General features: G+C 67.0%; 19 protein-coding genes. 11 read left to right on the top strand and 8 right to left on the bottom strand.

Going from position 1 to position 22,280, the window contains the following annotated elements:
* Positions 1-48: 48 nt before the first annotated feature.
* Complete coding sequence (locus ABZ720_RS13475) at positions 49-1,461, top strand: leucyl aminopeptidase family protein (protein ID WP_366556051.1); 1,413 nt, start codon at positions 49-51, stop codon at positions 1,459-1,461.
* Positions 1,462-1,463: 2 nt separating this feature from the next.
* Here ABZ720_RS13475 and ABZ720_RS13470 read toward each other — a convergent pair whose 3' ends face one another.
* Positions 1,464-3,512 (bottom strand): ASKHA domain-containing protein, encoded by a 2,049-nt coding sequence (locus tag ABZ720_RS13470; protein WP_366556050.1) that lies wholly within the window; start codon positions 3,510-3,512, stop codon positions 1,464-1,466.
* Between the two features lie 19 nt (positions 3,513-3,531).
* The gene (locus ABZ720_RS13465) at positions 3,532-4,446 is read right to left on the bottom strand and encodes a dihydropteroate synthase (protein ID WP_366556049.1); all 915 of its coding nucleotides are present in this window, start codon (positions 4,444-4,446) and stop codon (positions 3,532-3,534) included.
* A 225-nt stretch (positions 4,447-4,671) separates the two neighbouring features.
* Between ABZ720_RS13465 and ABZ720_RS13460 the strand changes: the two genes are divergently transcribed.
* The 6 genes from ABZ720_RS13460 (at position 4,672) to ABZ720_RS13435 (ending at position 12,991) form a co-directional block, all read left to right on the top strand.
* Positions 4,672-6,585 (top strand): ATP-binding protein, encoded by a 1,914-nt coding sequence (locus ABZ720_RS13460; protein ID WP_366556048.1) that lies wholly within the window; start codon positions 4,672-4,674, stop codon positions 6,583-6,585.
* Between the two features lie 110 nt (positions 6,586-6,695).
* Positions 6,696-7,760 (top strand): recombinase RecA, encoded by a 1,065-nt coding sequence (gene recA / locus ABZ720_RS13455; RefSeq protein ID WP_366556047.1) that lies wholly within the window; start codon positions 6,696-6,698, stop codon positions 7,758-7,760.
* 204 nt (positions 7,761-7,964) lie between these two features.
* Complete coding sequence (gene alaS / locus ABZ720_RS13450; protein WP_366556046.1) at positions 7,965-10,634, top strand: alanine--tRNA ligase; 2,670 nt, start codon at positions 7,965-7,967, stop codon at positions 10,632-10,634.
* Positions 10,635-10,790: 156 nt separating this feature from the next.
* Positions 10,791-11,906 carry an acetoin utilization protein AcuC gene (locus ABZ720_RS13445; RefSeq protein ID WP_366556045.1) on the top strand — a complete coding sequence of 372 codons (1,116 nt, stop codon included), beginning with the start codon at positions 10,791-10,793 and terminating at the stop codon, positions 11,904-11,906.
* Positions 11,907-11,973: 67 nt separating this feature from the next.
* Positions 11,974-12,204, top strand: coding sequence for a hypothetical protein (locus ABZ720_RS13440; protein WP_366556044.1), 231 nt, complete (start codon positions 11,974-11,976; stop codon positions 12,202-12,204).
* 46 nt (positions 12,205-12,250) lie between these two features.
* The gene (locus ABZ720_RS13435) at positions 12,251-12,991 is read left to right on the top strand and encodes a carbonic anhydrase (RefSeq protein WP_366556043.1); all 741 of its coding nucleotides are present in this window, start codon (positions 12,251-12,253) and stop codon (positions 12,989-12,991) included.
* A gap of 71 nt (positions 12,992-13,062) precedes the next feature.
* Here ABZ720_RS13435 and serS read toward each other — a convergent pair whose 3' ends face one another.
* Positions 13,063-14,343, bottom strand: a complete 1,281-nt coding sequence (gene serS / locus ABZ720_RS13430) for a serine--tRNA ligase (RefSeq protein ID WP_366556042.1) — start codon at positions 14,341-14,343, stop codon at positions 13,063-13,065.
* Between the two features lie 325 nt (positions 14,344-14,668).
* Positions 14,669-14,920, bottom strand: a complete 252-nt coding sequence (locus tag ABZ720_RS13425) for a hypothetical protein (protein ID WP_366556041.1) — start codon at positions 14,918-14,920, stop codon at positions 14,669-14,671.
* A gap of 241 nt (positions 14,921-15,161) precedes the next feature.
* Here ABZ720_RS13425 and ABZ720_RS13420 point away from each other — a divergent pair, with 241 nt between their 5' ends.
* Together ABZ720_RS13420 and ABZ720_RS13415 are read left to right on the top strand one after the other, a co-directional pair.
* Positions 15,162-16,466, top strand: a complete 1,305-nt coding sequence (locus ABZ720_RS13420) for an O-acetylhomoserine aminocarboxypropyltransferase (RefSeq protein ID WP_366556040.1) — start codon at positions 15,162-15,164, stop codon at positions 16,464-16,466.
* Positions 16,463-17,269 (top strand): alpha/beta fold hydrolase, encoded by an 807-nt coding sequence (locus ABZ720_RS13415; protein WP_366556039.1) that lies wholly within the window; start codon positions 16,463-16,465, stop codon positions 17,267-17,269. Before ABZ720_RS13420 ends, ABZ720_RS13415 begins: the two co-directional genes overlap by 4 nt.
* Positions 17,270-17,286: 17 nt before the next feature.
* Here ABZ720_RS13415 and ABZ720_RS13410 read toward each other — a convergent pair whose 3' ends face one another.
* From ABZ720_RS13410 to ABZ720_RS13400, 3 genes are all read right to left on the bottom strand, one after another.
* Entirely contained in the window at positions 17,287-17,754 is a 468-nt protein-coding gene (locus tag ABZ720_RS13410) for a GFA family protein (RefSeq protein WP_366556038.1), read from the bottom strand.
* 122 nt (positions 17,755-17,876) lie between these two features.
* A complete protein-coding gene (locus ABZ720_RS13405) occupies positions 17,877-18,506 on the bottom strand; it encodes a DUF1013 domain-containing protein (protein ID WP_366556037.1) in 630 nt (209 codons plus the stop codon).
* A 172-nt stretch (positions 18,507-18,678) separates the two neighbouring features.
* Positions 18,679-19,689: an NAD(P)H-quinone oxidoreductase gene (locus tag ABZ720_RS13400; RefSeq protein WP_366556036.1), complete on the bottom strand. Its 1,011-nt coding sequence runs from the start codon at positions 19,687-19,689 to the stop codon at positions 18,679-18,681.
* Positions 19,690-19,916: 227 nt separating this feature from the next.
* Here ABZ720_RS13400 and ABZ720_RS13395 point away from each other — a divergent pair, with 227 nt between their 5' ends.
* Complete coding sequence (locus ABZ720_RS13395; RefSeq protein WP_366556035.1) at positions 19,917-20,099, top strand: DUF1192 domain-containing protein; 183 nt, start codon at positions 19,917-19,919, stop codon at positions 20,097-20,099.
* On the opposite strand, the gene ABZ720_RS13390 is transcribed toward ABZ720_RS13395, so the two are convergent.
* Positions 20,089-20,334 (bottom strand): hypothetical protein, encoded by a 246-nt coding sequence (locus tag ABZ720_RS13390; RefSeq protein WP_366556034.1) that lies wholly within the window; start codon positions 20,332-20,334, stop codon positions 20,089-20,091. The genes ABZ720_RS13395 and ABZ720_RS13390 overlap by 11 nt on opposite strands.
* Before the next feature lie 109 nt (positions 20,335-20,443).
* On the opposite strand from ABZ720_RS13390, the gene guaA reads away from it, so the two are divergent.
* Complete coding sequence (gene guaA / locus ABZ720_RS13385; protein WP_366556033.1) at positions 20,444-21,994, top strand: glutamine-hydrolyzing GMP synthase; 1,551 nt, start codon at positions 20,444-20,446, stop codon at positions 21,992-21,994.
* Positions 21,995-22,280: the final 286 nt, after the last annotated feature.

Raw genomic sequence — 22,280 nt, 5'->3', positions numbered from 1 at the left:
TACAGCAGGAGTTTCTATCAACGCCACAAGTCGCTTCGGAGAGAAACCATGACCGAGACCCGCGCGCTCACCGCGCTGCTTGATTCCGCACCCGGCGAGAGCCTTATCTTGCGTCGGCTGCAGATCGTCACGGCGGAGGGCCGGGAGCGCTTCCTGGAGGCCGGCACGCCGGCACAGCGGGCCTGGCTGGAGGCTTCGGGCTTCCAGGCGAAACGCGGCCGCTGGACGTTGCTGCCCGAAAATGACGGCACACCCGGCACCCTGCTTGCGGCGGTCGAGTCGCTGGAGGACCTGGACTCCTGGTCGGCGCTGGCGGCCAGCCTGCCGGCGGGGGACTACACACTGGCCGCGCCCCTGCCTGCTGCGACAGCCACCGGGGCCGCCCTGGGCTGGGCGCTGGGGGGCTATGCCTTCACCCGCTATCGCAGGGTCGACAACGAGCGGCCGCGCCTGCTCTGGCCGGAGGGCGCCGATCGGGAGGCAGTGGCGCGGGCGGCGGAAGCGACCTACCTGGTGCGCGACCTCATCAACACCCCGGCCGGGGACCTGGGCCCGGCGGAATTGGCCGAGGCGGCGCAGGGCTTGGCAAGGCGCTACGAGGCCACCTGCCGGGTCATCGTCGGCGATGCACTGCTGGAGGAGAACTGGCCGGCGGTGCATGCGGTGGGCCGTGCGGCGAGCGCGGCGCGTGCGCCGCGGCTCATCGACCTGCGCTGGGGCACCGAGGGACCGAAAGTCACCCTGGTGGGCAAGGGGGTCTGCTTCGACACCGGCGGCCTGGATCTCAAGCCCTCCAGCGGCATGCTGCTGATGAAGAAGGACATGGGCGGCGCGGCCCACGCCCTGGGGCTGGCGCAGATGATCATGGCGGCCGAGCTGCCCCTTCAGCTGCGCGTGCTGGTCCCGGCGGTGGAGAATGCCGTGTCGAGCGATTCCTTTCGGCCGATGGATGTGCTGGAGACCCGCAAGGGGCTGAGCGTCGAGGTGGGCAACACCGACGCCGAGGGCCGGCTCATTCTGTGCGACGCCCTGGCCGAGGCCAGCGAGGAGGCGCCTGATCTGCTGGTCGACATGGCGACGCTCACCGGTGCGGCGCGGGTGGCGCTTGGTCCCGACTTGCCCGCGCTCTTCTGCAACGATGAGGCCCTGTCCGCCGAACTGCTGCAGGCCGGCGAGGCGGAGGCCGATCCGCTATGGCGCCTGCCGCTCCACAAGCCCTATGCCGCCTGGCTGGACTCGAAGGTGGCCGATCTCAACAACGTCTCAAGCGGGCCCTTTGCCGGCGCCATTACGGCCGCGCTCTTCCTGGAGCGCTTCGTTTCGCCGGGCATCCCCTGGGTTCATCTGGACCTCTTCGGCTGGAACCCTAGTGACAAGCCAGGGAGGCCCAAGGGCGGCGCCGATTTCGCGCTCAGGGCGCTCTATCGCGTGATTGCCGCGCGTTGCGAGGCGCAAGGTTAGCGTCAGACGGCCACGCGCCGGCGCCGCCTGCGGCCCTCGCCTTCGCCGGCCGGCTCTGGATAGCGCGGGGCCGGCAGGGGCAGCACCTTGCCCAGTTCGGGGTAGGGCGCGTTGCGGTGGGGGATCGCCATGGCGGCTACGAAGTGCTCCTGGAAGCGGGGCTCCACCGCGGTTTCGACCTTCTCCACGCGCTTGACCACCTGCTCGATCTCGTCGCGAGCTCGCTGGTTCAGCAGTGCGATGCGCGCCCCGGTGCCGGCGGCGTTGCCGGCGGAACTCACCTGCTCCAGATTGCAGTCCGGCAGCATGCCCAGGGCCATGGCGTACTTCACGTCGATGTGGCTGCCGAAGGCGCCGGCGAGCTGAATGCGGTCCACTTTCTCTACGCCGAAGCGATCCATCAAGAGCTGGATGCCGGCATAGAGCGCGGCCTTGGCGAGCTGGATGGCGCGGACGTCGGTCTGGGTGATGACGATACGCGGCTCTTCCGGATGTCCGGGCTCATGCAGCAGGTAGGCATAGGTGCGCCCTTCGAGCTGGATCCGCGGGTTGCGCGCCGCGGCGGCGCCGTCGATCGTGCCGTCGGAGAGGATGACGCCGGCCAGGAAGAGCTCGGCCAGCACCTCGATGATGCCCGAACCGCAGATGCCGGTGATGCCGATGCGCTTGATCGACTTTGCGAAGCCCGCATCGTCCGACCAGAGATCGCTGCCGATCACCTTGAAGCGGGGCTCCAGGGTCACCGGATCGATGCGCACCCGCTCGATGGCGCCCGGCGCGGCGCGCTGTCCGCTGGAGATCTGCGCGCCCTCGAATGCCGGTCCGGTGGGCGAGGAGCAGGCCAGCAGGCGGTGGCGATTGCCCAGTATGATCTCGGCGTTGGTGCCCACATCGACCACCAGGCTCACCTCGTCACGCAGGTGCGGCTGCTCGGAGAGGATGACGCCGGCGGCATCGGCGCCCACATGCCCGGCGATGCAGGGCAGCACATAGACCCGCGCGTCCGGCGCGAGCTGCAGGTCGAGCTGCTCGGCCCAGAGCGTGATGCCGGAGTTGAAGGTGAGCGCGAAGGGCGCACCGCCCAGTTCGGTCGGATCAATACCCAGCAGCAGGTGGTGCATGATGGGATTGCCGACGAAGGTGGCGTTGAGGATGTCGGTGGGCGCGATTCCCGCTTCGCCGCAGACCTCGGCGATCAGGCGGTTCAGACCCTCGCGCAGTGCCTGGGTCATCTCCTTGTCGCCGCCGGGGTTCATCATGACGTAGGAAACCCGGCTCATCAGGTCCTCGCCGAAGCGGATCTGCGGATTCATGATGCCGCTGGAAGCCAGGACCTCGCCACTCGCCAGGTCGCAGAGATGGGCGGCGACGGTGGTGGAGCCGATGTCGATGGCCACGCCATAGGCCTTGTCGCGGAAACCGGGCCAGATCGTGGTGAGCACCTGGCCGCGGTGCACCGCCACCGTGACCTTCCAGTCGGCCTCGCGCAGCGCCTGCTGCAGACCCTGCAGCACCCGCAGGTCGACGTTGAGGCCCTGGATGTTGATGCCCGTCACGCCCCACTGCCGTTCCAGGGCCTGCAGCAGGCGCTCCAGGTCGCCTGTGGGATTGTGCATGTCCGGCTGCTCCACCTCGACGTAGTGGAGGCGGATGGCCGGGTCGAGCTCGATGTTGCGCACCTCGGCGCGCTTGCGAACGACCTGCTTGTGCACCTGGCTGTCGGCCGGCACGTCGACGAGCAGGTCGCCCAGGAGCTGTACCTGGCAGGACAGGCGGCGGCCCGGCTTGATCCCCTTGCGGGCATGGTAGCGGGCTTCGGACTCGTTCCAGGCACTGGCGTTGCCCGCGCGACTGGAGATAGCGTGCTTGGCGAAATCGCCTTCGCCGATCTGCACCTGGCAGCGGCCGCAGAGGCCCCGGCCGCCACAGACGGAGTCGATGTCGACACCCAGTTGCCGGGCGCATTTCAGCAGCGGGGTGCCCAGGGGAAAGCGGCCGCGCTTGCCCGAAGGTGTGAAGACGACCAGGGCGTCCTTGTCAGCTTCGCTCACGATCACCTCCGCGGGCCGCTCAGCCCGCTGCCCGTCGCCGCCGGCGCTCCCCCCGACCTTCACGTGCGCCAGACTCCGTATCTCCCGACGCGGGCTCTCGGAACTTCCGGATCCAGCGGCTACAGTTCGTGTCGACACCGTTCAGCACGTCGGCGGCCATCACGCCCACCATCTCTTGCGGGTGGAGCGGATTCATGATCGCCGAGGTCATGCCGGCCCCGGCCGCCATGGCCAGGAAGGCGGCATTGAGGTCGTGGCGATTCGGCACGCCGAAGGAGATGTTGGAGGCGCCGCAGGTCGTGTTCACGCCCAGCTCATCGCGCAGGCGCCGCACCAGGGAAAAGACCTGCCGCCCGGCCGTGCCCATGGCGCCGATGGGCATGACCAGCGGGTCGACCACGACATCCTCCTTGGCGATGCCGAAATCCTGCGCCCGCTCGACGATCTTCTTTGCTACGGCGAAGCGCACATCCGGGTCCTCGGAAATGCCGGTCTCGTCGTTGGAGATCGCCACCACGGCGGCCCCATGCTTGGCCACCAGCGGCAGGACAACCTCCAGGCGCTCCTCCTCGCCGGTCACCGAGTTGACCAAGGCCTTGCCCTGATAGACCGACAGGCCGGCTTCCAGGGCGGCGACGATGGAGGAATCGATGGAAAGCGGCACGTCGGTGAGCGACTGCACCAGCTTGACCGTCTCGGCCAGGATCGCCGGTTCGTCTGCCAGGGGGATGCCCGCATTCACGTCCAGCATGCGCGCGCCGGCTTCGACCTGGGCGAGGGCATCGCGCTCCACCGTGGAAAAGTCCCCAGCCGCCATTTCCGCAGCCAGCTTCTTGCGCCCGGTGGGATTGATGCGCTCGCCGATGATGCAGAAGGGCTGATCGAAGCCGATGATGACGGTCTTGCGGGCAGAGGAAACGACGGTACGGGACATGGGCGCGGCGACTCCGGCAAACGAGACTGTGTTGGCGCCACTTATCGCGAGCCTCCTGCGGGTCGGCTGTAATGGCCGCGACACTTCTTTGCGCGTTTGCGCGCGCCGTATAGCTGTCCTTCGCGCGGTCCCACGCGCGGTCTATGTGGTGGGGCCCGCCCATGCTAGGTTGTCACGCGCAAGCAGGGACGAATGAAATCCATTGTCCGAGGGAAGGGGTGAGGCGTGCCCGAAGCCGGGGGCCTGTTCGGGGGACGATTGAGTGCGCTGCTGGGCGGCACGGGTGCCGCTCATCGCGCAGCCGAAAGCGAACTGCTCCACGCGGTACTGGGCGTCGATGGCTGGAGCCACCAGGTGATCGGCGGGCAGGGGCAGGTGCTCTGGGTCAGCCCCGATTCGCCCTGCAAGGAATCGCTTCCCGGTTGGCTGGCCGCCCAGGCCGGCGATGCCGGCGCGCAGGAGGCGCTTGTCGTCTTGCGCGAGGCGGCGGAGGCCGGCGAGTCGCAGGACGCGGTGCTGACCTTGCGAGATGGCGCGCCGTGGCAGGTCCGTGTGAGGCCTCTCGATGACCCACGCGGGGCACGCGTCTGGAGCCTCCGGCCAACGCCGTCGCAAGAGGTTGAAAGCGAGTCCGGTGCAGCGGCGCCGTTGAAGCATCTGCTGGACGAGTTGCCGGTGGGCGTGGCGCAGCTCGATGGGCAAGGGGTGATCGCCCAGTGCAACGCCACCTTCCTGCGCCTGGCCGGTGTGTCGGCGGACCAGGCCATCGGCAGCACCCTGGCAGTGCTGATCGAGCAAGCCCGCGCCGGCCAGCTTGCCGACATGCTGGATGCGGTGGCGAAGGATCCGCAGGCCCAGCCGGGCCTGGAAATGGCGATGCGCCACGCGCCGGACACGATCTGTTCCGTCAGCCTGCGTGCCTTGCCCCAGTCATCAGGGCTGGTGGCGCACCTGCAGGATCGCAGTGAACAGAAGGCGCTGGAGGCGCAGTTCGTACAATCCCAAAAGATGCAGGCGGTGGGACAGCTCGCCGGTGGCATCGCCCACGATTTCAACAATCTGCTGACCGCGATGATCGGTTTTGCCGATCTGCTGCTGCTGCGCCACCGGCCGGGCGACCAGTCCTTCGCCGATATCATGCAGATCAAGCAGAATGCCAACCGCGCTGCCAATCTGGTGCGCCAGCTCCTGGCCTTCTCGCGCCAGCAAAGCCTGCAGCCGAAGGTGCTGAACCTCACCGATATTCTCGCCGAGATCACCCACCTGCTGCGCCGCCTGATCGGCAAGGGCATCGAGCTCAAGATGCAGCATGGCCGCAACCTGGGGCTGGTGAAGGCTGACCAGGGGCAGCTGGAGCAGGTCATCATCAACCTGGCCATCAACTCGCGCGATGCCATGCGCACGGGCGGCCGCCTGGAGATCCGCACCGGCAACCAGCAACTGGAAGAGCCGCTGCAGCGTGGCGGCGACACGGTGCCGCCCGGGCGCTATGTGCTGGTGGAGATCGAGGACAGCGGGCAGGGCATCGCGCCGGAGAACCTGGAGCGGGTCTTCGAGCCCTTCTTCTCCACCAAGGACGTGGGCGAGGGCACCGGGCTCGGCCTCTCCACGGTCTACGGCATCATCAAGCAGACCGACGGCTTCGTGTTCATCGACAGCGAAGTGGGGCGTGGCACCACAGTCTCGCTCTACCTGCCGCTGCACGAGGCCGAGGCGCAGCCGGAGGAAAAGACGACCGTGCGCGCGCGCGATCTCTCGGGGCAGGGACGCATTCTGCTGGTGGAGGACGAAGAGGCGGTGCGCAGCTTCTCGGCGCGGGCCCTGCGCAACAAGGGCTATGAAGTCCTGGAGGCGGCAAGCGGCGATCAGGCGCTGGAGGTGATCGAGGGGCTCGATGCTGCAACGCCGCTCGATCTGCTGATCACCGACGTGGTCATGCCCCGAGTGGATGGGCCGACCCTGGTCGGGCATGCCCGCGAGCGCCTGCCCGACCTGAAGGTGATCTACATCTCCGGCTATGCCGAGGATTCTTTCCGCTCCAAGTTGGGCCAGGATGCGCTCATCTCCTTCCTTCCCAAGCCCTTCAGCCTGAAGCAGCTGGCGGAACGAGTGAAGGAGGTCATGGCTTCAGATGGCTGACCAGCATTCGTTCTACTATTGTTCTTTTTCGTTTGCCGTCTCAGAACAAAAACGGTACTGTCCTCCCATTGCAGCGGCTTCGGTCGCGTGGGATAAGGGGGTCCGCACCCATGGCAGAGATGGCATTACAGCTCGTGACTAAGGAAAGCAGCGAAAAGACCAAGGCCCTGGACGCCGCACTGAGCCAGATCGAGCGCGCGTTCGGCAAAGGCTCGATCATGCGGCTGGGGCAGCGCGAAGTGGTGGAGGTCCCCACCGTTTCCACCGGATCCCTGGGGCTGGACATTGCCCTGGGCATCGGCGGCCTGCCGCGTGGGCGTGTCGTCGAGATCTACGGTCCGGAGTCTTCGGGCAAGACGACACTGGCGCTGCATGTGGTCGCCGAGGCGCAGAAGGCCGGCGGCACCTGTGCTTTCGTCGATGCGGAGCATGCGCTGGATCCGATCTATGCCACCAAGCTCGGCGTCAACATCGACAACCTGCTGATCTCCCAGCCCGACACGGGCGAGCAGGGGCTGGAGATTGCGGACACGCTGGTGCGCTCCGGGGCCATCGACGTGCTCGTCGTGGATTCGGTCGCAGCCCTGGTGCCGCGGGCCGAACTCGAGGGCGATATGGGTGACCAGTTGCCCGGCCTGCAGGCGCGGCTGATGAGTCAGGCGCTGCGCAAGCTCACCTCCTCCATTTCCCGCTCCAACTGCCTGGTCGTCTTCATCAACCAGATCCGCATGAAGATCGGCGTGATGTTCGGCAGCCCGGAAACCACCACCGGCGGCAACGCGCTCAAGTTCTATTCCTCGGTGCGCCTTGACATCCGGCGCATTGGTTCGCTCAAGGATCGCGACAATATCGTCGGCAACCAGACCCGCGTGAAGGTGGTGAAGAACAAGATGGCGCCGCCTTTCCGGCAGGTCGAGTTCGACATCATGTACGGCGAAGGTATCTCCAAGACCGGCGAACTGTTGGACCTGGGCGTGCAGGCCGGCGTGGTCGAGAAGTCGGGCTCCTGGTACTCCCACTCCGGCCAGCGCATCGGCCAGGGGCGGGAGAATGCCCGGCGCTTCCTGAAGGAGAACACCGACACTGCCGCCACCATCGAGCAGGCCGTGCGGGCCAATGCCGGCCTGGTGGCCGATGCCATGCTGGCGGAGCCCGTGGGCAGCGAGGAAGACTGAATGCAGTGGTGCGGTTGCGTCACGCGCGTAACCGCATTTCTCTGTGTCTGCCAGCGTTGGTGAAGGCGCCATGGACAGCGCTGGCCCTGCGCGCTACAACCGCCGACCGCGCGACCTCTTGCGCCGACAGCGTCCTGCGGCCATGTCCTTGAGCGAGGCCGGCGCCAGGAAGCGCGCCGCCATGCCATTCGGACGTGAGAGCCCATGACCAGCGCCAACGAGATTCGTCGTCATTTCCTCGACTACTTCGTCAAGCACGGCCACGAAGAGGTGGAGTCCTCCTCGCTGGTGCCGCGCAACGACCCGACGCTGCTCTTCACCAACGCCGGCATGGTGCAGTTCAAGAACGTCTTCACCGGCGCGGAACAGCGGCCCTATCAGCGGGCGGTGACCTCCCAGAAGTGCGTGCGGGCCGGCGGCAAGCACAACGATCTGGAAAACGTCGGCTACACGGCGCGCCACCACACCTTCTTCGAGATGCTGGGGAACTTCTCCTTCGGCGACTATTTCAAGGACCAGGCGATCGAACTGGCCTGGAACCTGATCACCAAGGAATTCGGACTGCCGGCCGATCGTCTGCTGGCGACGGTTTATGCCGAGGACGACCAGGCATTCGATCTCTGGAAGAAGATTGCCGGGCTTCCGGACTCGCGCATCATCCGCATCGCCACCTCAGACAACTTCTGGGCCATGGGCGACACGGGCCCCTGCGGTCCCTGCTCCGAGATCTTCTTCGATCACGGCGAAGGCATCCCCGGCGGGCCGCCGGGTAGCCCCGACGAGGACGGCGACCGCTTCATCGAGATCTGGAACCTGGTTTTCATGCAGTACGAGCAGGTTGCGGCTGATGACCGTCGCGACCTGCCGCGACCCTCCATCGACACCGGCATGGGGCTGGAGCGGGTGGCCGCGGTGCTGCAGGGCAAGCACGACAACTACGACATCGATCTGATGCGCGCGCTGATCGAGGCCTCGGCGGAGGCGAGCGGTGTGGCGCCGGACGGCGAGCGTGCCGTCAGCCACCGTGTCATCGCCGACCACCTGCGCGCCGCCTCCTTCCTGATCGCCGACGGGGTGCTGCCGGCGCGCGAAGGCCGCGGCTACGTGCTGCGTCGCATCATGCGCCGGGCCATGCGCCACGCGCACCTGCTGGGCTGCCGCGAGCCCATGATCTGGCGCCTGGTGCCGGCGCTGGTGCACCAGATGGGCGGGCATTTCCCTGAGCTGAAGCGCGCGCAGCCGCTGATCGAGGAGACCCTCAAGCTCGAGGAAAGCGGTTTCAAGGACATGCTGGGCCGCGGGCTCAAGCTGCTGGACGAGGAGAGCGGCAAGCTGCCGGGCGAAGCACCGCTGCCGGGCGAGGTGGCCTTCAAGCTCTACGACACCTTCGGCTTCCCGCTGGATCTCACCCAGGACATCCTGCGCGGCCAGGGGCGCTCGGTCGATCTGCCCGGCTACGACGAGGCCATGGAGCGCCAGCGCGCCGCGGCCCGCGCCGCCTGGGCCGGCTCCGGCGATTCGGCGACCGAGGCGCTCTGGTTCACTCTGTATGACCGGATCGGCGCCACCGAGTTCCTCGGCTATGAGGCCGAGAGCGCGGAAGGCGTGGTCACAGCCCTGGTGATCGACGGTGACGAGGTGCAAAGCGCCGAGGCCGGCAGCGAAGTGGCCCTCCTGACCAACCAGACCCCCTTCTACGCCGAAAGCGGCGGACAGCAGGGTGACAGCGGCATCGCCTTTGCCGCCGACGGCCTGGAAGTCGCCATCCGTGACACCCAGAAGAAGCCGGGCGACCTGCACGTCCACTATGGCACCGTCGTTCGCGGCACGCTGAAGGTCGGGCAGGCAGTCGAGTTGCGTGTTGATGGCCAGCGGCGTGCGGCCCTGCGGGCGCACCACTCGGCCACCCATCTGCTGCACGAGGCCCTGCGCCGGCGTCTGGGCGAGCATGTGACCCAGAAGGGCTCGCTGGTCGCACCGGACCGCCTGCGCTTCGATTTCTCGCATCCGCGCCCGCTGACGCGCGAGGACCTGCACGCCATTGAGGGCATGGTGAATGAGCGCATCCGCAACAATGCCGCGGTGCAGACCCGCTTCATGACACCGGATGAGGCCATCGAGGCCGGCGCCCTGGCCCTTTTCGGCGAGAAGTACGGCGAGGAGGTCCGCGTCGTGTCCATGGGCGGGCTCGACGACCAGAAGGGCGAGGGCCGGACCTTCTCCACCGAACTCTGCGGCGGAACCCATGTGCGCCGCGTGGGCGACATCGGCTTCTTCAAGATCGTGTCCGAGCAGGCTCTGGCATCCGGCGTGCGGCGCATCGAGGCCGTGACCGGGAAGGCCGCGCTGGACTGGGTCGAGCAGCAGGAGACTCTGCTCGAGGAGGCGGCGGGCGCGCTGCGCGCCACGCCGGACTCCCTGCCGGGACGGATCGTCTCGCTGCTCGAAGAGCGCCGCAGGCTGGAGCGTGAGCTCTCAGAAACCCGCCGCAAGCTGGCCGCCGGTGGCGGCTTGAGCGGCGGCCCCAGCAGCCGGGAGGTGGCCGGCGTGCGCGTGGCCGCCCGGGTGCTCGAAGACATGCCGGCAAAGGACCTCAAGCCCATGGCCGACGATCTGAAGAAGCAGCTCGGCTCCGGTATCGCAGCGCTGATCGCCGTCAATGACGGCAAGGCTTCCATCGTCGTGGGCGTGACCGACGACCTGACACCGCGCTTTTCCGCCGTGGACCTTGTGCGCGTCGGTGCGGCGGCCCTGGGCGGGAAAGGCGGCGGCGGCCGTCCGGACATGGCCCAGGCCGGCGGGCCCGACGGCAGTCAGGCGGAAGCGGCGCTGCAGGCGATCGAGGCGGCGCTGGGCGAGCCGGCGGTTGCCTAGAGCGCGATCCGCTCGGTCGATCGCCCTCTAGGACAATGCAATAGAGATCGCTTCACCGATCACAGCGATTTGAGGGTGATCGGACGGGCTCTCGAAACGGAAGGGTCTTCGCGCCGGGCCTCTCCCGGATGCATGGGCCGAAGGGGCGAGCCGCCGATGTTCCCCACCCCCCGCTTCATCGGCCACGAGATCTATCGGCGCTCCAGCTACGGCGGGAAGCACCCGCTCGCGATCCCGCGGGTTTCGACCTGTATCGACCTCTGTCGCGCGCTCGGCTGGCTGCCTGCGGAGCGCTATCTCGAGAGTCCTCGGGCGACCCCGGCCCAACTCGCTCGCTTCCATGATCCGGACTACGTGGCCGCGGTGCTCACGGCGGAGGCCGATCAGGCGGTATCCGACGAGGTGCGCGCACGCTTCGGCCTGGGGGCCAACGGCAATCCCGTCTTTCCCGAGATCTTCCGCCGGCCGGCGACGGCCTGCGGCGGCTCCCTCCTTGGGGCCTCGCTGGTCGCCGGCGGGGTGCCGGTCTACAGCCCCGCCGGCGGTACCCATCACGGACGTCGCGCCCGGGCCAGCGGCTTCTGCTACTTCAACGATCCTGCGCTGGCGATCCTCGCGCTACTGGATTCAGGCATAGAGCGGGTCTTCTATCTCGACGTAGACGCTCACCACGGCGACGGCGTCCAAGCCGCCTTCGAGGAGGAACCGCGGGTCTTCACCTGCTCGATCCACGAGGCCGACCGCTGGCCGATGTGCTCCGGCGGGCAGGGCGATCTGATGGACAGGGGCGGTGGCAACGCGCGCAACCTGCCGGTTCCGCCGGGGTTCAACGATGCGGAGATGGCTTTCCTGATGGAGGCTGCGGTGCTGCCGCTGATCGAGCGCTTCGAGCCGGCGGCGATCGTTCTGCAATGCGGTGCCGACGCACTGGAGGAGGATCCCCAGTCGAAGCTCGCACTGTCGAACACGGCGCTCTGGCGGGTGGTCGCTGCGGTCGCCGGTCTGGGGCCGCGACTCCTGGTGCTCGGCGGTGGCGGCTACAATCCCTGGTCCGTCGCTCGCGCCTGGACCGGTGTCTGGGCGACCCTGGCGGGAGAAGCCGTACCGGAGCGCCTGCCGCCGGCGGCGGAGGCGGTGCTGCGGGACCTGAAGTGGCACCACAGCCGCGGTCGCAAACCGCCGGAGCATTGGTTCACCACCCTGGCCGACCCGCCGCGCAACGGACTGATCCGGGAAGCGGTTCGTGCGGCCGCCGGTACCGTGCTGCGTTGATGCTGCTCCTTTGGCTCCCGGACACGGTTCGGGCGTTGGATGATTTGCTATCGGAGGCGGCTGTGGGTTGCTGCTGCTGGCCGTCGCGGCGCACCGGCTCAGCGACTGTTTCGGTGCCGTCGAGCAGCGCTACGAGCGACGCCGGCATGACCCGGAGGTCTTCCCTTGCCGCATCAACGAAAATCTCTGTCGAAAAATTATTTCTCTCTACTGCTATGAAGTTGCAGTATTAAAAAGTACTGTTGTATGGTTATTGCAGTTATTGATTAGATTCCTAAAAACAGCTTTCCGCTGGTGATTTTTGCTACTTTCACAACTTTTTACAATTGGGGGGAGAATCTGATATGTGCAACCAAGATGGTTCCTTTGATCCGGCGCGTCGTCGTTTCCTTGATCAGGGAGCGGCCGGGCTCGGGCTTGCGGTCGGTGGACTGCTGGCCGCCACAGCGATGCCGTCTTCGCCGGCAATGGCCCAGGATAGCGCTTCAACCGCCGAACCCTTGAGTCCCGACGCCGCACAACGGCGTCTGATCGAGGGCAACGAGCGCTATATTGCCAATGCCGGGCAAAATACCGACTTCTCGGCCGGGCGAGCGGCGCGGGCCGCGGCCCAGCATCCCTTTGCCGCGGTCCTGAGCTGCGCCGACTCGCGCCTCGCCCCGGAAATCGCTTTCGATCAGGGGCTGGGGGATCTGTTCGTCGTGCGTGTGGCCGGCAACTTCGTCAACGAAGACGGACTGGCCAGCCTCGAGTTCGGTGCGGAGGTGCTGGGAATCCCGCTCATCCTGGTGCTGGGCCACTCTGGCTGCGGTGCGGTGGCCGCGACGATCGGCGTGATCCAGGATGGGATCGAACTGCCGGGGAGCCTGCCGGGACTGGTCAACAACCTGAAGCCCGGGGTCGAGATCGCCATCGCCAATGAGCCGGAAGACCTCTTGGCCGAGGCGACCATCGAGAACGTGCGCTACAACGTCCGCAAGGTCGAGCAAAGCGATCCGATCATGGCGCGCCTGGTCGGCGAAGGCCGGCTCAAGGTCATCGGTGGAGTCTACGATATCGCCACCGGCGCGGTGACTCTGGTTTAGCGCGCGCAGCGCTCCTCCGGGCGTCTCCCGCCCGTTCTGGCAGCTGCCCCGGAGGAGCGCTTTCCGGCCGATCATTCCTTCGGGCCGATCACGTCCTTGCCCACATAGGGACGCAGCATCTCGGGCACCTGGATGGAGCCGTCGGCCTGCTGGTAGTTTTCCAGCACGGCGATGAGGGCGCGGCTGGTGGCGACCGCCGTCCCGTTGAGCATGTGCAGGTGCTGCGGCCGGCCCCCGCCCTGTGGGCGGTAGCGGATGTTGAGGCGGCGGGCCTGATAGTCGGTGCAGTTGGAGGTGCTGGTCACCTCGCCGAACTCGCCAGCCTCGCCGCGGCCGGGCATCCATGCCTCCAGGTCGTACTTGCGATAGGCCGGGGCGCCCAGGTCACCGGTGGCGATGTCGAGAATGCGGTAGGGGATGCCCAGGTCGTCGAACAGTTGGCACTCGATGTCCTTGAGCCTCTCGTGCATGGCCGCGCTGGCGTCGGGCGTGGTGAAGGCGAACATCTCCACCTTCGTGAACTGATGTACTCGGTAGAGCCCGCGCGAGGCGCGGCCGTGCGCGCCCGCCTCGGTGCGGAAGCAGTGGCTGAGGCCGCAGAGCAGGATCGGCAGGTTCGCCTCTTCCAAGATCTCACCGGCGAGCATGCCTGCCAGCGTGATCTCGGCCGTGGCGATGAGAGACAGCTCGCTGTCGGCAATGGAGTAGATCTGTGTCTCCGGCCCACGCGGCACGAATCCCGTGCCGGCCAAGACCTCGTTGCGCGCCATGTCGGGCGTGGAGACCAGGGTGAAGCCTTCCTGGACCAGGCGGTGCAGCGCAAAGCTCTGCAGCGCCATGTCGAGCAGCACCGCCTCGTTGCGCAGGAAGTAGAATCCGTGGCCAGCAACCTTGGCGCCGGCCTCCAGGTCGATGAGGTCGAGCGCTTCGCCGAGTTCCACATGATCCTTGGGCTGGAAGGCGTAGGCCGGCAGCGGAGTCTTGCCCCGGCCGATCTCGCGGCTGTCTTCCTCGCCGCCCGGAGGTGAATCGGGGTGGCTCATGTTCGGAATGGCGCCCAGCAGGGCATCAGCTTCCTGCGCCACTTCCTGCAGTGCTTGCTCCGCCTCGGCGCGCTGGGTGCGCAGGGCCTTGCCCTGCTCGATCAGCGCGGGCTTCTCCTCTTTGGCCGCCTTGGGAATGGATTTCGCCACGTCGTTGGCGGAGCGGTTCAAGTCATCGACCTGCTGCTGCAAGCGCTTGCGCTGCTCCTCCAGGGAGACGAAGCGCGAAAGTTCCAGGTGGATTCCCCGACGTTCACAGTTGTCGCGGACGGCGTCGATGTTCTCCAGAACGAAGCGGCGGTCGAGCACGAGAGGCTCCCTCACGGTACAATCAGGCTGATGCGCCCTTTCCAGCCATGCCGGCAGCGCCGGGTCAACCGCAAAAGGGGCGCAAAGGGGAGAAGCGACGGCGAATGAGGATCAACCCTGTGTCACCTGGGAGCCGGGCAGCCACAGGATAGATAAAGATTTATCATATTGCCTCTTGATTCTCGGTGAAGCCTGCCTTTAGCATCCCTCCCACGGCAAGTTGTACAGGGCAAGGCTATCCAAAAGAGAGGGCCGCCGCCTCGATTGAGGCGAGCGGCCCTCCGTCTGTTCCGGATCCTGGAGAACTGGGGCAATAGGCCGATTTTCAGGCCGGCGCCCCGCACTCGGTCTCGGATTGAGCAAGGCTGCGGTCGCCCGGCTGGCGCGCGCCATGGTCGTAGCTGGGCATCTTATCGCAGGACTGTGGCCTCAATTCCCCCACGAGAGGGTGACAGCGTACCAGGGCCACCAGCTCCTCGCGCGTCACCCCGTCGCTCTCCATCAGCGAGCGCATCACCGGGTCGTCCAGCATTTCCTGTAAACGGGGCTCCTCGCCCTGGCGTAACCATGTTTTCACTGTCCTGTCTCCCTTTGCCCCGCTGCTGCAGCCATGGTCCAACGCCAATCGGCAACGGCCCCGAACCTGCACACCTTTATCGCTACTTGGTGACGCGGTTATGACGGCGCTAGGGACAAAAAATGGACGGGAAATGGGAAGGCGACGGCACAGGGCGCAAGTCACCCGCGTGATCAAGACGGGGTGGACGGGCCGCCGGGAGCGATTATGCTCCACCTCCACGCCGTCTGGAGGAGAAGGCATGGCAGGCGCCAAGTTTCCCAGTTTCGACACCCTGGCATTGCATGCCGGGCAAGTTCCCGATCCCGTGACGGGCTCCCGCGCGGTTCCGATCTATCAGACCACGTCCTATGTCTTCCAGGATGCCGACCACGCCGCGGCGCTCTTCAACCTGGAGCGGCCGGGCTACATCTACTCGCGAATCGGCAACCCGACTGTTTCCGTCCTGGAGGAGCGGGTGGCGGCGCTGGATGGGGGTGTCGCCGCGGTGGGAACGGCGTCCGGCCATGCGGCCCTGTTCCTGGCGATTGCCACCTTGATGGGGCAGGGCGGTCACATCGTCGCCTCCTCGGCGCTCTACGGCGGGTCGCTCAATCTCTTTGCCCACACCCTGCCGCGCTTCGGCATCGAAACCACGCTGGTCGACCCGCGGGACAGCGAAGCCTTCCGCGCCGCCATCCGGCCGGAAACCCGGCTGCTCTTCACGGAGTTCGTGGGCAACCCCGGGCTTGAAGTCGCGGACATTCCGGCCCTGGCCGAGATTGCACACAGCCACGGCATCCCGCTTGCCGTGGACAACACCTTCCTTACGCCCTGGCTGTCGCGACCCCTCGACCTGGGCGCGGATCTGATCGTGCATTCCGCCACCAAATGGCTGGGCGGCCATGGCCTGGCGATCGGCGGGATCCTCGTCGACGGCGGCCGCTTCGACTGGGAGGCCAGCGGCAAGTTCCCAACCCTGACCGAGCCCTATGAGGGCTATCACGGCATCAACTACGCCGAGGAGTTCGGCCCCTCGGCCTTTGCCATGCGTGCACGCACCGAGGGTCTGCGCGATTTCGGCGCGGTAATGGCGCCGCAGACCGCCTTCTACCTGCTGCAGGGCGTGGAGACGCTGCCGCTGCGCATGGAACGGCACATGGTCAACACCCACAAGGTCCTGGCGTTCCTGGAGAGCAGCGACGACGTCGCCTGGGTCTCGCACCCCAGCTTGCCATCGCACCCGGATCACGCCCGCGCGCAGAGCCTGCTGCCCAAGGGCGCCGGCTCCATCGTCTCCTTCGGCGTGAAGGGCGGTCGCGAGGGCGGTCGGGTCTTCATCGAGAGCTGCAAGCTGGCAAGTCACCTGGCCAACGTGGGCGACGCCAAGACGCTCATCATCCATCCGGCCAGCACGACGCACTCCCAGCTTGATGCCGAAAGCCTCAAGCGCGCCGGCGTCGGCGAGGACATGATCCGGCTTTCGGTCGGCCTGGAGGATGCGGGTGACATCATCGACGATCTGAAGCAGGCGCTGCGGGCCGCGCGCAAGGCGGTGTCGGCATGAGCCGCGCGGGGGTGCAGGTGGAGGTCGCCGGCAAGCGTGTGTTCGCCGGCACCGGGGGCGTCGCCTTCGATGCCGCGCAGCCGGTGGTCGTCTTCCTGCACGGGGCCGGGATGGACCACAGCGTCTGGGCCCTGCAGAGCCGCTATCTGGCCCATCACGGCCGGGCGGTGCTGGCCCTGGACCTGCCTGGGCACGGCCGTTCCGAGGGTCCGCCGTTGGACTCCATCGCCGAGATTGCCGACTGGCTGGCCGAACTGCTGCACGCCGCCGGGGTCGAGCGGGCGAGCCTGGTCGGGCATTCCATGGGGGCGGTGGCGGCGGTCAGCTTCGCCGCGCGGCATCCGAAAATGGCGCAATCGCTGGCGCTGCTGGGCTGTGCGGCCAGCATGCCGGTGCACCCCGACCTCCTGGCGGCCGCGGAAGCCAACGACCATGCGGCCATCGATATGGTCAACGGCTGGGCCCACGGGGCGGGCGCGCACATCGGCGGCCATCCGCTGCCCGGCACCTGGCTGACGGGGCAGGGCAATCGGCTGCTCGAGCGGGCGGCGCCGGGCGTGCTCTATACCGACCTGGCGGCCTGCAATGCCTGGAGCGACGGCGCGGCGGAGGCGGCGGCCGTGGATTGCCCGGTTCTGCTGCTGATGGGGTCAGAGGACAAGATGACGCCGCCCAAGGCCGGCCGCAAACTGGCTACGGCGCTCTCGGACTGCCGGGCGGAGGAGTTTGCCGGCTGCGGCCACATGATCATGACCGAGCGTCCCGAGCAGACCCTGGCGGTACTGAAGGGTTTCCTGCAGTAGACCCTACTCGTCAGACTCTATTCGTCGGGGTGCTGGCGGGAGGCGTAGGTGGCAAGGACGTCGGGCGGCGTCGTGGCTTCCGTTGTGGATGCGGGCAACTTGTCCAGACCGTTGAGCCAGGCGAGACGGCTTTCGCAGCCGAACTGCTGTTCGGGGACCACGAGGTTGGGCCGGTCCAGGGAAGCCAGGGCGATGTCGATCTGGTCGCCGCCGACGTAGCGGAAATGCAGCGAGGTGCCGCAAGCGGGGCAAAAGCCGCGTTCCACCGCTTCCGAAGAGCGGAACCAGGCCGGCTGCTGCCGGGTCCAGACGAGGTCGGACCGGGGTAGCTCCGCGAAGGCCATGAAGGGCGCGCCCGAGGCCTTCTGGCACATGCGGCAGTGGCAGACGTGCGGCTTGCGCGGCCAGCTGTGCAGCAGATAGCGCACGGCGCCGCACTGGCAGCCGCCCTGCAGGGGCAATGAAGGCGTGGCGTTCGTCGTCATTTCCCCTGTAGCATTCGATCCGACCGCGGGCGGTGTCAAAGGCCTTTCAAAGGGGCAGGGCGCCGCCCGGTTCGCACCGGCCCCCGCGGCGCCTGCCGCAGCGGTTCGATGATCGCGCTCGCCTACTCCGGCAGCTTGAAGATCGAGAGGTCCGGGCGGTTGCCGGCATCGCTCGGGGCTTCCGGTTCCGGCTCGACCGGCGGGTTCGGGATCTGGCCCGTGCGCTCGGCCTCTTCCTTGGCCTTGCCGATGGCCTGATTCAGCTCCGACTGGCTGCACAGCCCCAGCAGGACCGGATCGCGCGGCCGGATGTTCGGCGAGTTCCAGTGGCTGCGGTCACGCACCGACTGGATCGTCGTCTTGGTGGTGCCGATCAGCTTGGCGATCTGCACATCCTTCAGCTCCGGATGATTGCGCACCAGCCAGGCGATGCCGTCGGGCTTGTCCTGGCGCTTGGCCACCGGGGTGTAGCGCGGGCCCTTGGTCCGCTTGGTCGGTTGCGGCAGATCCTGACGCTTCAGGCGCAGGCGGTGGTTGGCGTTCTGTTGCGCCAGATCCAGCTCTTCCTTGTCGATCTGGTTGGTGGCAACGGGATCCTGGCCCTGAATGCCGGTCGCCACCTCGCCGTCGGCGATGCCCTGGACCTCCAGCTCGTGCAGGCCGCAGAAATCGGCGATCTGCTTGAAGCTGAGCGCGGTGTTTTCGATCAGCCAGACCGCGGTGGCCTTGGGCATCAGCGGGTATTGTTGCATGGCTTTCTCCTCAGGCGCCGGGCCGACCTTCGGCTCGTCGCCGCGCCTCCCCCGAGGGTGACGCTTGCTGGGTTATCGGGAATTGAACCTTGGGCGGCTATATAAAGCCTTGCCGCTGGCGGTTAAAGGGCAAGCTTTATCTTCCCGCCCCATCTGCCGGCCCTTTTCCCGATCAGGTGGTCAGCATGATCTTGCCGATGTGGCTGCTGCTTTCCATCAGCGCATGGGCTTCGGCCGCCTGTGCCAGGGGAAAGGTGCGGTGGATCAGGGGGCGCACCTGACCCGATTCCAGCATCGGCCAGATCTTGGCCTGCAGGTTGGCGGCAATCGCTGCCTTGAAGGAGATGGGCCGTGGCCGCAGGGTCGAGCCGGTGATGGTCAGGCGATTGACCATGAGTTTCTGGAAGTCGACCTCCGCCTTGGAGCCGCCCAGAAACGCGATCAGGACCAGCCGGCCGTCGGGGCGCAGCAGGCGCAGGTCGCGCGGGATGTAGTCGCCGCCCACCATGTCCAGGATCAGGTCGGCGCCCTTGCCCTCGCTCGCATCGGCGGTCGCCTCGCGTACCGCTTCGACGAAGTCCTCGTTGCGGTAGTTGATGCCCTTTTCGGCCCCCAGCTCCTCACAGGTCCGGCACTTCTCGTCGCTGCCGGCGGTGGCGAAGACCCGCGCGCCGTAGGCCTTGGCAAGCTGGATGGCGGTGGTGCCGATACCCGAGCTGCCGCCGTGGATCAGGATGACCTCGCCCTCGCGCAAGCCCCCGCGGTCGAAGACGTTCGACCAGACCGTGAAGTAGTTTTCCGGCAGGGCAGCTGCCTCCAGGAGGCCCAAGCCGCGCGGCAGGGGCAGGCACTGGGCCGCCGGGGCCACGCAGTATTCGGCATAGCCGCCGCCGGACACCAGGGCGCAGACCTGATCACCCGCGGACCAGGACTGCACACCCTCGCCGCAGGCGACGATCTCGCCGGCCAGTTCCAGTCCGGGAATGTCGGTGGCGCCGGGCGGCGGGGCATAGTTGCCCTGGCGCTGGAAGACGTCCGGCCGATTGACCCCGGCAGCGGCCACGCGGATCAGCACCTCGCCCGGACCCGGTGTCGGCACCGGCCGCTGCGCCGCCTGCAGCACCTCCGGTCCGCCGGGCTGCTTGATCTCGATTGCCTGCATCGTCTCGGGCAAAGCGCTCATGGCCTCTCTCCTGCACCTTGGGTTCTGTCAGCGTCCCGGCGCCGGATCCGTCGCGTGCCCGGCCGGGCGCTTGCTTCGTCCCAGGGACTTAGACCCTGCACGCCGGGTGGACAAGCATCGCCCCGCCAGAACTTTGTGGTTCAGCTTGTGGTTCAGATTGAACGCGATCCGGTCTAAGCTCGCGCCAGCAAAGGAGCAAAGGAGCGAAGGAGCGAAAGGAGGGCCCCATGGACCGCGATGACCTGGAACCGCGTGCGGCCAAGCCGAAGCCGCGCGACCTGGACCTGATGGGTGTCGAGGAGCTGAACGACTATCTGGCCGACTTGGAGCAGGAGGCCGAAAGGGTCCGCGCCAAGATCGCCGACAAGACCGACTACCGTGGCACGGTGGAGAACCTGTTCAAGACTTGAGGTCCCGACCCGCCATGCGCCGACCCGCCATGCGTCGCCGGGCGCGCCGGAAGGCCAGCCAGCCCAGCGGCCCGGTGAGCAGCACCAGCACCAGCCAGCCGACGCGCGGGCCCAGCGGGCAGCCGCTGCCCGGCGGCGGCAGCCAGGAGCCACCGCTCGGTGCTAAGGCGATGTGGAGCATCGGCAGCACCCAGCCGAGGATCAGGATCGTCCAGGCCATCCAGGGTTCGAGCATGACCCAGCATGGCGCGCCCGGCGCCGCCTGCCAAGACACCCGTATCACCGCTGCGAGAGACGCTGACTCGCATAGCTGACTCCCGGGGCGGAATCGGCTATCTAGCCCCATGACCGACCGCATCCTCATCCTCGACTTCGGCTCGCAGGTCACGCAGCTCATCGCCCGCCGGGTGCGCGAAAGCGGCGTCTACTGCGAAATCATCCCCTTCAATGCCGAGCCGCAGCGCATCCGCGACTTCGGCGCCAAAGGCATCATCCTCTCCGGCAGCCCAGCCTCGACCACGGCGGAGGGCTCGCCGCGCGCCCCGGAGCTGGTCTTCGAGCTCGGCCTTCCGATCCTCGGCATCTGCTACGGGCAGCAGACCATGACCCGTCAGCTCGGCGGCGAGGTCGAGGGCTCGGACCATCAGGAGTTCGGCCGCGCCTTCCTGGACATTCGCGAGTCTTGCGGGCTCTTCGAGGGGCTGTGGCAGCCGGGCGAGCGCCACCAGGTCTGGATGAGCCACGGCGACCGCGTTGTGCGCCTGCCGCAAGGCTTCCGGGTCGTGGGCACCTCGGAGGGGGCGCCCTGCGCCGCCGTGGCCGACGATGCCCGGCGCTATTACGGCGTTCAGTTCCATCCCGAGGTCATGCACACGCCCGACGGTGCGAAGCTGATCGCCAACTTCGCGCACCGCATCTGCGGCTGTGCCGGCGACTGGACCATGGCCGCCTTCCGCGAACAGGCCATCGCCGCCATCCGCGCCCAGGTGGGGCCGGAGGGGCGGGTGATCTGCGGCCTGTCCGGCGGCGTCGACTCCTCGGTCGCCGCCGTGCTGATCCACGAGGCGATCGGCGAGCGCCTGACCTGCATTTTCGTCGACCACGGCCTGCTGCGCGCCGGCGAGGCGGCGCAGGTGGTGGAGGTCTTCCGAGACCACTACAACATCCCCCTGGTCGCCCGCGACGCCTCGGAGCTCTTCCTCGGCAAGCTCGCCGGCGTCACCGACCCGGAGAAAAAGCGCAAGATCATCGGCAACACCTTCATCGAGGTCTTCGAGGAGGAGGCGGCCAAGGCGGGCGGTGCCGACTTCCTGGCGCAGGGCACCCTCTATCCCGACGTGATCGAGAGCGTTTCCTTCACCGGGGGGCCCTCGGTCACCATCAAGAGCCACCACAATGTCGGCGGCCTGCCCGAGCGCATGCGCATGGCCCTGGTCGAACCCCTGCGCGAGCTCTTCAAGGACGAGGTGCGCGAGCTCGGCCGCGAGCTCGGCCTGCCCGAGACTCTGGTCGGCCGCCACCCCTTCCCGGGCCCGGGCCTGGCCATCCGCATCCCCGGGGAGGTGACGCGCGAGGACTGCGACATCCTGCGCAAGGCCGATGCCATCTATCTCGAGGAGATCCGCAAGGCCGGCCTCTACGACGCCATCTGGCAGGCTTTCGCCGTGCTGCTGCCGGTGCGCACCGTCGGCGTGATGGGCGACGCCCGCTCCTACGACAAGGTCTGCGCGCTCCGCGCCGTCACCTCAACCGACGGCATGACGGCGGACTCCTACCCCTTCGACCACGCCTTCCTCTCGGCGGTGGCAACCCGGATCATCAACGAAGTACGGGGGATCAACCGGGTGGTCTATGACGTGACGAGCAAGCCGCCGGGGACGATTGAGTGGGAGTGAGGTGGCAGCTGGTATCCGCTAGCGCGATCAGGTGCGAGTTCATTCGCAAGCCTACAGCGCACACCCATCGTTAGCTTTGTTTGTACATGGTTGCAGCAGCTGAGACTGCTGACAATCTGCCTGAGAACCATAAAGTTAGTGGCGGACTTTTGTGATATGCTAGCGATCTCAGAAAAATAACTAGCACAGTAATAATATTTCTAGAAGATGTGTGAGAATATTATATATTACTTATTTAAATCACAACGTAATATTGTAGTATAATTTGATTTAATCATAGAAAGTG

It is taken from the genome of Aquibaculum sediminis (genome assembly GCF_040712085.1).
GTDB classification, from domain to species: domain Bacteria; phylum Pseudomonadota; class Alphaproteobacteria; order Kiloniellales; family DSM-21159; genus Aquibaculum; species Aquibaculum sediminis.
Note: the sequence above shows the minus strand (reverse complement) of the source record. Positions and strands in the feature narration are given on the sequence as shown.